We start from the raw sequence: 12137 nt of genomic DNA, 5'->3' as shown, positions 1-12137 counted from the left end.
AACATGAAAAAGCCTGCCAGGCAAAAGGCCTGGCAGGCGGGGGAAAGACGTCAAGGAAGGGGTCAGGAAGGTCAGGCGGCCTTCATGACGGCGGTCAGCGTTTCCAGCACGATGGCGGGTTCCTTGCCTTCGAGCACAGCGACCTCCGCCACGAAACGCTCCTGCGCGGCTTCGAACAGCTTGCGTTCGCTGAAGCTGCCGTCGAGACTGTCGACATTGCGGCGCAGGTCGCGCAGCACTTCGGCAATCTGGACCAGATCGCCCGAATTGATCTTTTCCTGATAGGCGACGGCACGACGCGCCCACATGCCACGACTGACATGCGGCTTGCCCTTGATGATCGCCATGGCCTTGTCCACGATCTCACGCGAGACGATCTTGCGCAGGCCGGACTTGCGGGCCTTGGACAGGGGGATACGCAACGTCATCTGGTTGCCGGGGAACGAAATCTGGATCATTTCCAGCTTCGTTCCCGCGATCTCGTCAATGCCGATCCGGTCAACCCGTCCCACGCCATGCGCCGCATAGACGATGGCGTCACCTTCGCGGAACGGATCCTCGTCCTTTTCCGGCTTGCTGCTCTTGGCTTCGGCGGCGGTCACTGCTGCGGCGGTCCGCGCCATTGCATCGGTCACACTGCCCTTCGGGGTCGTTCTGAACATGCTCATGACATGTCATATAACATAAATTTCCCCATATGTCTTGACTGATCGAAAGCCATGAGGGTGTGTCCGCCAAATGTTTTCAGTTCTGCACGCCCCGCACGGCGGCAAGGGCAGGGGGGGCTGCTTCCCCACATGACTGCAGCAGGTCGATTTCGATGGTGCGCGCGATCGTGCGCATCGGCATGCCATGCGGGGTGGAGGCAAAGGGTTCCTGCAGGTCGCTGCCGATCTTGTCCAGCGCAACGAACAGCAGCCCGACCAGCGACGACCCCAGCGGCGTGATCCATCCCAGCGTCTGCACCATCGACAGCGGCAGGATGATGCAGAAGACCGTCGCCACCAGCTTGGGCAGCACGGAAAACTGGATCGCCAGCGGCGTGTTGCGGATCCGCTCCAGCCCGCCCTGGGCGTTGCTCAGGTCCGACAGGATGCGGTCGATCTGCCCCTGCAGCGCGCCATCGATTCCCAGCGCGCGGGCACGGGCGTCAACGCCGAGGCCCAGCTGGAACAGGATCGCCGCCGGGATGTTGGCGCGTCCCTCGATCCCGCGCAGCATCTCTTCGGGCAGGAGACGCCTGACATCCTCCATCGTGTCGATGCGGCCCAGCGCGCCGCGCAGCGCATGCGGATAGGCCGCCATCGCACGCGCCAGTTCCGGGCTGCCGCGCAGGATCGTCCCGACCTGGCGCCCGAAGGAACGGCTGTTGTTGGTGACCGCCCCCCACAGGGTGCGCGCCTCCCACCAGCGGTTGTAGGCCGTGTTGTTGCGGAAGCTCATGAACAGCACCAGCGCCGAGCCGATCAGGGAGATCGGCAGCGTCGGCTGCTCCATCCAGTCCTGATGATAGATCTGGAACATGACGACAACCACCACATCCCACGCGCACAGCAGCACGAGCGACAGCAGGCTCTCGCGCATGAGTATCCACAGTCCGATCCGGCGATTCACGATCATCTGGGCAATGTCCTGAAATGATGGGGTCGATGGAAATGGCACGGACCGGATGGCCCGTACCATGGTTTCCGCACATACCATATCGGCATGGGGGGAAACGTCCCGCCCTCACGATTGCATGATTTGTAATACCCGCCACACACGCCCACACTGTCGTATCGACATTGACGCAAGGGGCGTCGGGCGTTTCTTATGTGTCCCCGCCACCCGTCACTTTATCTTGCTGGAAAAGGGTTTACAGATCATGGATGTCAGGGCCGCCGTTGCGTTCGAAGCAGGGAAACCGCTGGAAATCGAGACCGTGCAGCTCGAAGGGCCGCGCGAGGGCGAGGTTCTGGTGGAAATCAAGGCGACCGGCCTGTGCCATACTGACAAGTACACCCTCTCCGGCGCCGATCCCGAAGGATTGTTTCCCGCAATCCTTGGCCATGAAGGCGCCGGCGTCGTGGTCGAGGTCGGGCCGGGCGTGCGCCACCTGAAGCCGGGCGACCATGTCATCCCGCTCTATACCCCCGAATGCCGCGAATGCAAGTCGTGCCTGTCGCGCAAGACGAACCTGTGCACCGCCATCCGTGCAACCCAGGGCAAGGGCCTGATGCCCGACGGAACGTCGCGCTTTTCGTTCAGGGGACAGCCGATCCACCACTACATGGGCTGCTCGACATTTGCGAACTATACGGTGCTGCCTGAAATCGCGCTGGCGAAAATCCGCCCCGACGCGCCCTTCGACAAGGTGTTCTATATCGGCTGCGGGGTGACCACCGGCATCGGCGCGGTCCTGTTCACCGCCAAGGTGGAGGCCGGGGCCTCCGTCGTGGTCTTCGGGCTGGGCGGGATCGGCCTGAACGTCATACAGGGCGCGAAGATGGTGGGCGCGGACAGGATCATCGGCGTAGACATCAACCCCGCGCGCGAAGCCATCGCCCGCAAATTCGGCATGACCGACTTCGTCAACCCGAATGACCTTGGCCCCGATGGTGACATCGTCGGGCACCTGGTCGAACTGACCGGGGGCGGGGCGGACTATTCCTTTGAATGTGTCGGCAATCCCACCCTGATGCGTCAGGCGCTGGAATGCGCACACCGGGGATGGGGCGTGTCCACCATCATCGGCGTTGCGGGCGCGGGACAGGAAATCAGCACGCGCCCGTTCCAGCTTGTAACCGGGCGGCGCTGGATCGGCTCGGCCTTCGGTGGCGCGCGCGGGCGCACCGACGTGCCGAAGATCGTGGACTGGTACATGGAAAACCGCATCGACATCGACGACCTGATCACCCATCGCCTGCCGCTGGAGCGCATCAATGAAGGCTTTGACATGATGGCGCGCGGCGAAAGCATCCGCACCGTGGTCGAATTCTGACCATGGATGCCGCGATGCTGTCCGATCCGGGCGGGGAACTGACGATCCGTGCGGAACATGCGTGCTGTGGCGGCCGGGTCGGCTTCTACAGCCATGCCTCCCACGCGCTGGGGCTGGAGGCGCGTTTCGCCGTATTCATGCCAGCAGGGGCCAGCATGGCGGAACGCGTGCCGGTCATTCACCTGCTTGCGGGCCTGACCTGCACCGAGGAGACGTTCCTGATCAAGTCCAACGCCATCCGCTTTGCCGCACGCCATGGCATTGCGCTGGTGGCGACCGATACCTCGCCGCGCGGGGCAGGGGTGCCGGGCGAAGACGATGCCTACGACCTTGGCACCGGCGCAGGCTTCTACCTCGACGCCACGCGCGCGCCATGGGATGCGCATTACCGCATGGGAACCTATGTGGGCGAGGAGCTGCCCAGCCTTACGGAACGACTGTTCGCACTGGATGGATCACGCCGCGGGATCATGGGACATTCCATGGGCGGGCACGGCGCGCTGGTCCATGCCCTGCGTGCACCGCAGAAATGGAAATCGGTCTCCGCCTTTGCCCCGATTGTCCATCCGGCCATCGTGCCGTGGGGGGAGAAGGCATTTTCCACCTATCTCGGGGCCGACCGCGCCACATGGGCCGCGCATGACGCAACACTGCTGCTGGGGGTGGGTCATACCCATCCCACCACCATCCTGATCGATCAGGGGGAGGCGGACCAGTTCCTGCATGACCAGTTGCGTCCGGACCTGTTCCGTGACGCGGCGGCCACCGCCGGGCAGGCGCTGGACCTGCGCCTGCATGCGGGATACGACCATTCCTACTGGTTCATCCAGTCCTTTATCGAGGACCATGTCCGCCACCATGCCGCGATCCTGAACGGCACACCTGCCCGATAAACGACACCGGCGGGCTCATGCCCGCTGGCATATCAGGCGCCGATGATGTGCAGCACAATGTCACGCCGATGGGCCATGCGCCTGTGTTCGAACAGATACAGGCCCTGCCACGTGCCCAGCACGGGACACCCGTCCGCGACAGGGATCGAAAGTTGCGTGTTGGTCAGCATGGTGCGCAGGTGGGCAGGCATGTCATCCGGCCCTTCATCATCATGGATGTAGCGCGACGGGTCTTCGGGTACCAGCGCCTCGAAATAACGGGCAATATCCTCGCGCACCGTGGGATCGGCATTTTCCTGCACGGTCAGGCTGGCCGAGGTATGCCGGCACCATAGCGTCAGCAGACCGGTGCCGATCCCGGTGGATGCAACCCAGTCGATGACGGGACGGGTGATGGGCACCAGCCCCTTGCCATGCGTCCTGACATGCAGGGTGTGCAGTTCCTGACGCATGGCATGCTCCTTGTGGTTATTTCAGAAACCCGACGAGGGCTTCCGCCTCGGCCACGATGGGTTCGGCAATCACGTTGGCGCGGCGCGCACCGTCACGCAGCGTATCGCGCAGGAAACCCGGTTCTTTCAGCAGGCGCGTCGTCTCGTCCGCGATGGGGGCGATATGCTGCACCAGCACATCGGTCAGCGCCTTCTTGAACGGGCCAAACCCTTCGCCACCATGCTGGTTCAGCACATCCTGAATGCTGCACTGCTGCAAGGTGGCATAGATCGTCACGAGGTTACGGGCCTCGGGCCGGTTTTCAAGGCCGGATTCCTCAGCAGGGAGGGGTTCGGGGTCGGTCTTCGCCCGACGGATCTTCAGCGCGATCGTATCGGCATCATCCGTCATCTCGATCCGGCTCTGGGCCGAAGGGTCGGACTTGGACATCTTCTTCGTGCCGTCACGCAGGCTCATGATCCGTGCGCCCTGCGGCGGGATCAGCGCCTCGACGATAGGAAAGAAGTCCAGCCCGTAATCATGGTTGAATTTCTGTGCGATATCGTTGGTCAGTTCCAGATGCTGGCGCTGGTCATCGCCCACGGGCACCGCCGTCGCCTTGTAGGTCAGGATGTCGGCCGCCATCAGGTCGGGATAGACATACAGACCCGCCGAATGGTTTTCACGGTCCTTGCCCGCCTTGTCCTTGAACTGCGTCATACGGTTCAGCCAGCCAAGGCGCGCCACACAGTTGAATATCCACGCAAGACGCGCATGCGCCGTCACGGCGGACTGGTTGAACAGGATGTGACGCTGCACATCAATGCCCGAGGCCAGCAGGACAGCCGTCTGCGCCAGCGTCTGTTCGCGCAGGGCCGCAGGGTCCTGCCAGACGGTGATGGCATGCATGTCCACAAGGCAGAATATGCATTCATTGTCACGTTGCAGCCCAACCCAGTTGCGTATCGCACCGAGATAGTTGCCAAGCTGCGGAATTCCAGTCGGCTGGATGCCGGAAAATATGCGTCGCATCCCGCTGTTTTCCGCTCTTTCGCGCCCATACGTCAAGCGCGTTGACATCAGGGGAGGCGATGAATCTGATCAAGCCGGCGCCGCTCCTCCGCCACCGCGCTGGTGGGAATGGGATGCGCCCGCACGGCCGCGATTTCCTCAGCAGTAAAGACCGGCGGGGTCGGTGAATCCCCACGCGCCGCAAGATAGGTGAGGATGGACGCGATTTCATGGTCCGACAGCCGCGTGCGAAACGATGGCATCGAAAAATTGTAATGCACGCTGCGGATGTCGAGCGGTCCATTCAGACCATTGAGCAGGACATCCGCCAGGTAATGCCGCCCTTCGGCAGAGGACCCGATCAGGTCGATCCGCCCGATCAGGGGCGGGATCTCACCTTTCATGCCCTCGCCATTATGATGGCAGATGCCACAGTTGGTACGGTAGCGCGCGGCACCTTCATGCTTGCCCGAACAGGCCGCCAGCGAAAATGTCCCGAGACAGAGAAGAATCATGCCTTTCGCGAGGCGCGGCATGTCTGGAAAAGTCAACATGCCCAACGATACCGCCAGCGGCCGGGAAGGGATACGAAAAACGCCACCAGGGCTGACCCTGATGGCGTTTCCAAAACCGGTGTCCCTGCCAGTCGGCCTCCCTCAGTGGGAGCGCGCGACACCGAGGAGCTGGATCTTGAAGATCAGCGGGCTGTCAGGCTGGATGATTCCCATCGACTTGTGCCCATAGGCCAGTTCCGGCGGGACATAGAGCATCCAGACGTCACCCACATGCATCATGGGCACGGCTTCCTGCCAGCCCTTGATGACCATTTCCAGCGGCATCTGCATGTAGGCGCCATGCCCGTGCTGGTCCGAACTGTCAAAGATCCCGCCATCAGGCAGGCGGCCTTCATAGATGACCATGACGCTGTCATTGACCGTGGGCTGCGCCCCGTCCTTCGGCCCGGACTTCAGCACCTTGTACGCCAGTCCGTCCGGCAGGACCTTCACGCCGGGCTGCGTCTTCACGTTTGCCATGAACTGCGCAGGCGTCAGTTCGGGCTCATCTTCTTTTTTGCTGCCGCCACATGCCACCAGCGGTACCGCCAGCGCAGTCGCCAGAAGAAAGGGAATGACGCGTGAAAAACGTTTCATGACACCTCGGTTGATGGAATGGAAATGAACGGCGCGACTCCTCAAAGGGCGCCGCCACGACGGCCGATCTTGGCGCCAAGGCGCAGGCGCAGGGCGTTCAGGCGGATGAAGCCCTGTGCATCGGCCTGATTGTACGCACCCTCGTCATCCTCGAACGTGACGACGCGCGTGTCATACAGGCTGTTGGGGCTTTCGCGACCAACGCAGATCACGTTGCCCTTGTACAGCTTCAGCCGCACGCGCCCGCTTACCGAATGCTGGCTCTGGTCGATCAGGGCCTGGAGCATCCGCCGCTCCGGGGAGAACCACAGCCCGTTATAGATGATCTCCGCATAGCGGGGCATCAGGCTGTCCTTGAGGTGCATCGCCTCGCGGTCGAGCGTGATGCTCTCGATGCTGCGGTGCGCGGTCAGCAGGATCGTGCCGCCCGGCGTTTCATAGATGCCGCGCGACTTCATGCCGACAAAACGATTTTCCACCAGGTCCAGACGCCCGATGCCATTCGCCCGGCCCAGTTCATTCAGGCGCGTCAGCAGCGTCGCGGGCGACAGGGTTTCCCCATTCAGCGCAACCGGATCGCCGGAGACGAAATCGATCGTGATTTCCGTCGCCTTGTCGGGGGCCGCCTCGGGGGAGATGGTGCGCTGGAAGACGATCTCGTCAGGTCCGACCGCCGGGTCCTCAAGCAGCTTCCCCTCGGACGAGGAATGCAGCAGGTTGGCATCGACGGAGAAGGGGGCCTCGCCGCGCTTGTCCTTGGCGATGGGGATCTGGTGTTCCTCGGCAAAGGCAAGCAGCTTCGTGCGCGACGTCAGGTCCCATTCGCGCCACGGGGCGATCACGGTGATGTCGGGCTTCAGCGCGTAATAGGCCAGTTCAAAGCGGACCTGGTCATTGCCCTTGCCGGTCGCGCCATGCGCCACGGCGTCGGCGCCGACCTGCTCGGCGATCTCGATCTGGCGCTGCGCGATCAGCGGGCGCGCGATGGAGGTGCCCAGCAGGTACTGGCCTTCATACAGCGCATTCGCCCGGAACATCGGGAAGACGAAGTCCTTGACGAACGTCTCGCGGAGATCCTCGACGAAGATTTCCTTCACGCCGAACATCTCGGCCTTCTTGCGCGCGGGTTCCAGTTCCTCGCCCTGACCAAGGTCGGCGGTAAAGGTTACGACTTCGCAGCCATACGCGGTCTGTAACCATCGAAGAATCACGGACGTATCGAGACCGCCTGAATAGGCGAGCACAACCTTCTTGACGTCCTTGGCGGCCATGGGGAGAGGTCTCCTGTCGACAAAACTGAAAATTTCCTGCCGACCACCCTGTCGGCAGCATGCCGTCCTAGCATCCCCACGCGCCCACGACCAGCAGCGAGGACAGGTTTTATCCGCCCCGCCACGAAGTCATGCGCCCATGCCCCCGGCGTCAGGCGTCGCCCGTGGTCGCGGCAGGCTGTCGGCGCGCGCGCTGGCTTTCGGTGCGCAACTGCCCGCACGCGGCAAGGATATCACGCCCGCGCGGCATGCGGATGGGGGAGGCGAAGCCGGCATCCATGACAATATTCGCAAAACGGTCCAGCTGTTCGCGCGTGGAGGGCTGGAACCTGCTGCCGGGCCACGGGTTGAACGGAATCAGGTTGACCTTGGCCGGGATGCCGGCGATCAGGCGCACCAGTTCGCGTGCATCGGCCTCGCTATCGTTCACGCCACGCAGCATGATGTATTCAAATGTGATGCGCCGGGCGTTACTGGCGGCCGGGTACCGGCGGCATGCGGCGATCAGGTCGGCGATGGGATATTTGCGGTTCAGCGGCACAAGTTCATCGCGCAGGTCGTCACGCACCGCATGCAGCGAAATGGCGAGGTTGATGCCGAGTTCGTCGCCACACTGGTCCATCATCGGGATGACACCGGACGTGGACAGGGTGATGCGCCGCCGCGACAGGCCGATCCCTTCGCCATCCATGATGATCTTCATGGCCTTGGCGATGTTTTCATAATTGTACAGCGGCTCGCCCATGCCCATCAGCACGATGGTGGACAAAAGGCGCGGCGTCTCCCCCTTGGGGCTGGGCCATTCGCCATAGCTGTCGCGCGCGGCCATGAACTGGCCTACGATTTCCGCAGCACCGAGGTTGCGCACCAACCCCTGCGTTCCGGTATGGCAGAAGGTGCACGACAGCGTGCAGCCAACCTGCGACGAAATGCACACGGCCCCCCGGTCTTCGCGCCGGTCGGGGATATAGACGGTCTCCGCCTCCTGCCCGTCGCGGAAACGGAACAGGAATTTACGGGTCTCGTCGCTCGACGTCTGGACGGTCGCCGCCTGCGGGCGGCTGACGACGAAACGCTCCGCCAGCTTTTCCTGCAGGGGCTTGGCAATCGAACTCATGCGGGAAAAGTCGGTCACACCCTGATGGTAGATCCAGTGCCACAACTGCTTGGTGCGGAAGGGCTTTTCCCCGATTTCCAGCAGGATTTCCGTCAGTTCCTCCCGCGACAGCCCCACCAGTTCACGCCGCCCGTCCGGCAGCACGGCCGAAGGGGGGGCGAACTGCGCCGATTTCGCAAGGATGCGGCTGCGTTCATCATCGGTCAGCGCCGCTGCCGACGCGGCCTCCCGAACGGGACTGGCATAAGGGGGAGGGACTGCGGACATAACGAAACACGCCTTGATGTTCGGACCGGGACAGGTTCAGGAATGGGATTGCCCGCTCCCTAACACATCTGCCCCACCGAAAGCGACCACAGACTAAAAGGCGGTTTCAAAAGCCCACCCGCAGACCATATCGAAATTTCAGAAAGTTTTTGGTGAAGCTCTTTCCCAAAAGCCTCGAAAGACGCTGCCTTTTCAGGAAAAGACAGTGTCCGGAAACTTTTATCTGTTATCAGGCATCCCTGCGCGCCGCGATCAGGAATTCGCGGTTGCCTTCCGGACCGGTGATGGGGCTGGGCTCAATCCCGATCACGGACCATCCCGGCAGCGACTGCCACCAGTCATGGATCATGGTGCATACGGCATCATGAATGGCGGGATCACGCACCACCCCCTTCGGACCGATGGCTTCCCGCCCTGCCTCAAACTGCGGCTTGATCAGCGCGATCGCCCACGCGCCGGGCGCGCACAGGTCAATGGCCGCAGGCAGGACCGTGCGCAACCCGATGAAGCTGGCATCACAGACCAGCGCACCGACGGGATCAGGGATCACACCGGCATCCAGATGCCGCGCATTGCACTTTTCCAGCACGACAACCCGTGGGTCATTGCGCAGTTTCCATGCGATCTGCCCATGCCCCACATCCACGGCATAGACCTTCGACGCGCCGTTGCTCAGCAGGACATCGGTAAAGCCGCCCGTCGAAGCACCAACGTCAAGGCAGGTCAGACCCTGCGGCGAAAAGCCGAAATGCTCCAGCCCGTGCGCCAGCTTGATCCCACCGCGCGATACCCACGGGTGATCCTGTCCCTTGACCGTCAGGGGCACATCCTCGGCCAACTGGTCGCCGGGCTTGTCAATGCGGCGGTTGGGCGTAAAGACCAGACCCGCCATGATAAGGGCCTGCGCACGCGTGCGCGTTTCAACCAGTCCCCGGTCAACCAGCATCTGGTCCACGCGCCGCTTTGCCATGCCTGCCCCCTGTTTCCTGACCCGGCTGCCCGGCAATCAGGCCATCTGCTGCGACGGGGAACGCCCCAGAGCCCCAAGCGCCGTATCCACGATCGCCTGCGCATCGAGGCCTGCCTCGTGATACTGGGCGGTCTGGGTGTTGTGGTCGATGAAGCGGTCGGGCAGGGCCATGGGGCGGAAACGCACGCGGTCCAGCAGGCCGGTTTTCGCAAGGTGCATCATCACGAACGCGCCGAACCCGCCGGGGGCGCCTTCCTCGATGGTGATCAGCACGGCATGGTTGCGCGCCAGCTGCTCGATCAGCGCGGTATCCAGCGGCTTGGCGAAGCGCGCGTCCGCCACCGTGGGCGACAGCCCCTGCGCCGCCAGCATGTCGGCGGCCTTCAGCGCCTCGGCCAGGCGCGGGCCGAGCGACAGGATCGCGATCCCGCCGCGTTCCGGCCCGGACTGGCGCGTCATCTCGCGCACGATGCGTCCGCGCCCGATCTCCATCACGCTGCCCGCCGCCGGCAGGTCGAGGCCGAACCCGCCGCCACGCGGGTAGCGCAGGGCGATCGGCCCCTCGTCAAACGCCGCCGCCGTGGTGGTCATGTTGAGCAGTTCCAGCTCGTCACTCGGCGCCATGATGGTGATGCCCGGCAGGCAGCCGAGGTAGTTCAGGTCGAACGCGCCGGCATGCGTCGCGCCGTCCGCGCCGACAAGGCCCGCGCGATCGATGGCGAAGCGCACCGGCAGGTTCTGCAGCACCACGTCATGCATCACCTGGTCATAGGCGCGCTGCAGGAAGGTGGAATAGATCGCGCAGAACGGGCGCATCCCCTCGGTCGCAAGGCCGGCGGCGAACGTCACGGCGTGCTGTTCGGCAATGCCGACGTCAAAGAAGCGCTCGGGGAACGCCTTGGCGAACTTGTCGAGGCCCGTGCCCGACGGCATCGCCGCCGTGATCGCCACGATCCGGTCATCCGCCTCCGCCTGGCGCAGCAGCTCGCGCGAGAAGACGGACGTGTAGGACGGCGGCCCGGCGGGGCCTTTCTTCTGCTCGCCGGTGACGACGTTGAACTTGGCGACGGCATGGTACTTGTCACCCGCCGATTCGGCAGGGGTATAGCCACGCCCCTTCTCTGTTATGACATGCAGCAGCACGGGGCCGAGGTCGTCCGCGTCGCGCAGGTTGCGCAGGATCTGGACAAGCTGCGTCATGTCGTGGCCATCGACCGGGCCGACATAGTAAAAGCCGAGTTCCTCGAACAGCGTGCCGCCGGTGATGATGCCGCGTGCGTATTCGTCGGCCTTCTTCGCCGTGCGCTCCAGCCGGTCGGGCAGGCGCTTTGCCATCTTGGCGGCGAGGTCGCGCAGGCTGAGGAACTTGCGCGAGGACATCAGCCGCGAAAGGTAGCTCGACATCGCGCCGACGGGGGGCGCGATCGACATCTCGTTGTCATTGAGGATGACGATCAGCCGCTCCGCGCCCGGGCCGCAGTGCGAGGCGTTGTTCATCGCCTCGTACGCCATGCCGGCGGAGATGGAGCCATCGCCGATCACCGCGATGACGTTGCGTTCGCGGTAGGAGGGGTCATGTTCGGCGCGCAGGTGGTGCGCCACCGCCATGCCAAGCCCCGCGGAAATGGAGGTGGAGGAATGCGCCGCGCCGAACGGGTCGTATTCGCTCTCGCTGCGGCGGGTGAAGCCCGAAAGGCCGCCCGGCTGGCGCAGGGTGCGGATGCGGTCGCGCCGCCCGGTCAGGATCTTGTGCGGGTAGGTCTGGTGGCCGACATCCCAGATCACGCGGTCATCGGGCGTGTCGAACACGGCATGCAGCGCGACCGTCAGTTCCACAACGCCCAGCGACGCGCCAAGGTGCCCGCTGGTGGTGGAGACCGTGTCGATCGTCTCCGCCCGCAGTTCGTCCGCAAGCGCCTTCAACTGCTCCACAGAAAGGTTGCGCATGTCATGCGGGTAGCGCACACGGTCCAGTTGCGGAAAACGCCCCAGCGTCGGGATCGCCCCCCATGTGTCCGCCTTGGGTGTCGGGGTATCAGTCATGC

Annotated in this window: 12 protein-coding genes; 2 read left to right on the top strand and 10 right to left on the bottom strand. The window is 63.6% G+C overall.

The window, feature by feature from the left end:
* Positions 1-71: 71 nt before the first annotated feature.
* Both KMAL_RS00135 and KMAL_RS00130 read right to left on the bottom strand, forming a co-directional pair.
* Positions 72-668, bottom strand: coding sequence for a CarD family transcriptional regulator (locus KMAL_RS00135; RefSeq protein ID WP_040510844.1), 597 nt, complete (start codon positions 666-668; stop codon positions 72-74).
* 76 nt (positions 669-744) lie between these two features.
* A complete protein-coding gene (locus tag KMAL_RS00130; protein WP_110093744.1) occupies positions 745-1620 on the bottom strand; it encodes a bestrophin family protein in 876 nt (291 codons plus the stop codon).
* A gap of 244 nt (positions 1621-1864) precedes the next feature.
* On the opposite strand from KMAL_RS00130, the gene KMAL_RS00125 reads away from it, so the two are divergent.
* Positions 1865-2980 carry an S-(hydroxymethyl)glutathione dehydrogenase/class III alcohol dehydrogenase gene (locus tag KMAL_RS00125; RefSeq protein ID WP_110093743.1) on the top strand — a complete coding sequence of 372 codons (1116 nt, stop codon included), beginning with the start codon at positions 1865-1867 and terminating at the stop codon, positions 2978-2980.
* A gap of 14 nt (positions 2981-2994) precedes the next feature.
* Positions 2995-3873: an S-formylglutathione hydrolase gene (fghA, locus tag KMAL_RS00120; RefSeq protein ID WP_110093909.1), complete on the top strand. Its 879-nt coding sequence runs from the start codon at positions 2995-2997 to the stop codon at positions 3871-3873.
* 32 nt (positions 3874-3905) lie between these two features.
* Here the strand turns inward: fghA and KMAL_RS00115 are convergent, their stop codons facing one another.
* The 8 genes from KMAL_RS00115 to dxs all read right to left on the bottom strand — a co-directional run bounded on the left by KMAL_RS00115 (position 3906) and on the right by dxs (position 12135).
* Positions 3906-4325: a secondary thiamine-phosphate synthase enzyme YjbQ gene (locus KMAL_RS00115; RefSeq protein ID WP_110093742.1), complete on the bottom strand. Its 420-nt coding sequence runs from the start codon at positions 4323-4325 to the stop codon at positions 3906-3908.
* A 16-nt stretch (positions 4326-4341) separates the two neighbouring features.
* Positions 4342-5337 (bottom strand): tryptophan--tRNA ligase, encoded by a 996-nt coding sequence (gene trpS, locus KMAL_RS00110; protein ID WP_110093741.1) that lies wholly within the window; start codon positions 5335-5337, stop codon positions 4342-4344.
* 47 nt (positions 5338-5384) lie between these two features.
* Positions 5385-5831: a c-type cytochrome gene (locus tag KMAL_RS00105; protein ID WP_239019859.1), complete on the bottom strand. Its 447-nt coding sequence runs from the start codon at positions 5829-5831 to the stop codon at positions 5385-5387.
* Positions 5832-5972: 141 nt separating this feature from the next.
* The gene (locus KMAL_RS00100; RefSeq protein ID WP_110093739.1) at positions 5973-6467 is read right to left on the bottom strand and encodes an FKBP-type peptidyl-prolyl cis-trans isomerase; all 495 of its coding nucleotides are present in this window, start codon (positions 6465-6467) and stop codon (positions 5973-5975) included.
* A gap of 41 nt (positions 6468-6508) precedes the next feature.
* Complete coding sequence (locus tag KMAL_RS00095) at positions 6509-7738, bottom strand: argininosuccinate synthase (RefSeq protein ID WP_110093738.1); 1230 nt, start codon at positions 7736-7738, stop codon at positions 6509-6511.
* 151 nt (positions 7739-7889) lie between these two features.
* The gene (gene rlmN / locus KMAL_RS00090; protein ID WP_110093737.1) at positions 7890-9122 is read right to left on the bottom strand and encodes a 23S rRNA (adenine(2503)-C(2))-methyltransferase RlmN; all 1233 of its coding nucleotides are present in this window, start codon (positions 9120-9122) and stop codon (positions 7890-7892) included.
* Between the two features lie 229 nt (positions 9123-9351).
* Entirely contained in the window at positions 9352-10092 is a 741-nt protein-coding gene (locus KMAL_RS00085; RefSeq protein ID WP_110093736.1) for a TlyA family RNA methyltransferase, read from the bottom strand.
* Between the two features lie 36 nt (positions 10093-10128).
* Positions 10129-12135 carry a 1-deoxy-D-xylulose-5-phosphate synthase gene (gene dxs, locus KMAL_RS00080; RefSeq protein ID WP_110093735.1) on the bottom strand — a complete coding sequence of 669 codons (2007 nt, stop codon included), beginning with the start codon at positions 12133-12135 and terminating at the stop codon, positions 10129-10131.
* Positions 12136-12137 lie beyond the last annotated feature (2 nt).

Origin of the sequence: Novacetimonas maltaceti (assembly GCF_002906255.1) — a bacterium.
Taxonomy (GTDB): domain Bacteria; phylum Pseudomonadota; class Alphaproteobacteria; order Acetobacterales; family Acetobacteraceae; genus Novacetimonas; species Novacetimonas maltaceti.
Note: the sequence above shows the minus strand (reverse complement) of the source record. Positions and strands in the feature narration are given on the sequence as shown.

Bases quoted from the DNA above. Each gene is read 5' to 3' on its own strand.
- KMAL_RS00135 (WP_040510844.1), bottom strand. From the start codon at position 668: ATGAGCATGTTCAGAACGACCCCGAAGGGCAGTGTGACCGATGCAATG.
- KMAL_RS00130 (WP_110093744.1), bottom strand. From the start codon at position 1,620: ATGATCGTGAATCGCCGGATCGGACTGTGGATACTCATGCGCGAGAGC.
- KMAL_RS00125 (WP_110093743.1), top strand. From the start codon at position 1,865: ATGGATGTCAGGGCCGCCGTTGCGTTCGAAGCAGGGAAACCGCTGGAA.
- fghA (WP_110093909.1), top strand. From the start codon at position 2,995: ATGCTGTCCGATCCGGGCGGGGAACTGACGATCCGTGCGGAACATGCG.
- KMAL_RS00115 (WP_110093742.1), bottom strand. From the start codon at position 4,325: ATGCGTCAGGAACTGCACACCCTGCATGTCAGGACGCATGGCAAGGGG.
- trpS (WP_110093741.1), bottom strand. From the start codon at position 5,337: ATGCGACGCATATTTTCCGGCATCCAGCCGACTGGAATTCCGCAGCTT.
- KMAL_RS00105 (WP_239019859.1), bottom strand. From the start codon at position 5,831: ATGATTCTTCTCTGTCTCGGGACATTTTCGCTGGCGGCCTGTTCGGGC.
- KMAL_RS00100 (WP_110093739.1), bottom strand. From the start codon at position 6,467: ATGAAACGTTTTTCACGCGTCATTCCCTTTCTTCTGGCGACTGCGCTG.
- KMAL_RS00095 (WP_110093738.1), bottom strand. From the start codon at position 7,738: ATGGCCGCCAAGGACGTCAAGAAGGTTGTGCTCGCCTATTCAGGCGGT.
- rlmN (WP_110093737.1), bottom strand. From the start codon at position 9,122: ATGTCCGCAGTCCCTCCCCCTTATGCCAGTCCCGTTCGGGAGGCCGCG.
- KMAL_RS00085 (WP_110093736.1), bottom strand. From the start codon at position 10,092: ATGGCAAAGCGGCGCGTGGACCAGATGCTGGTTGACCGGGGACTGGTT.
- dxs (WP_110093735.1), bottom strand. From the start codon at position 12,135: ATGACTGATACCCCGACACCCAAGGCGGACACATGGGGGGCGATCCCG.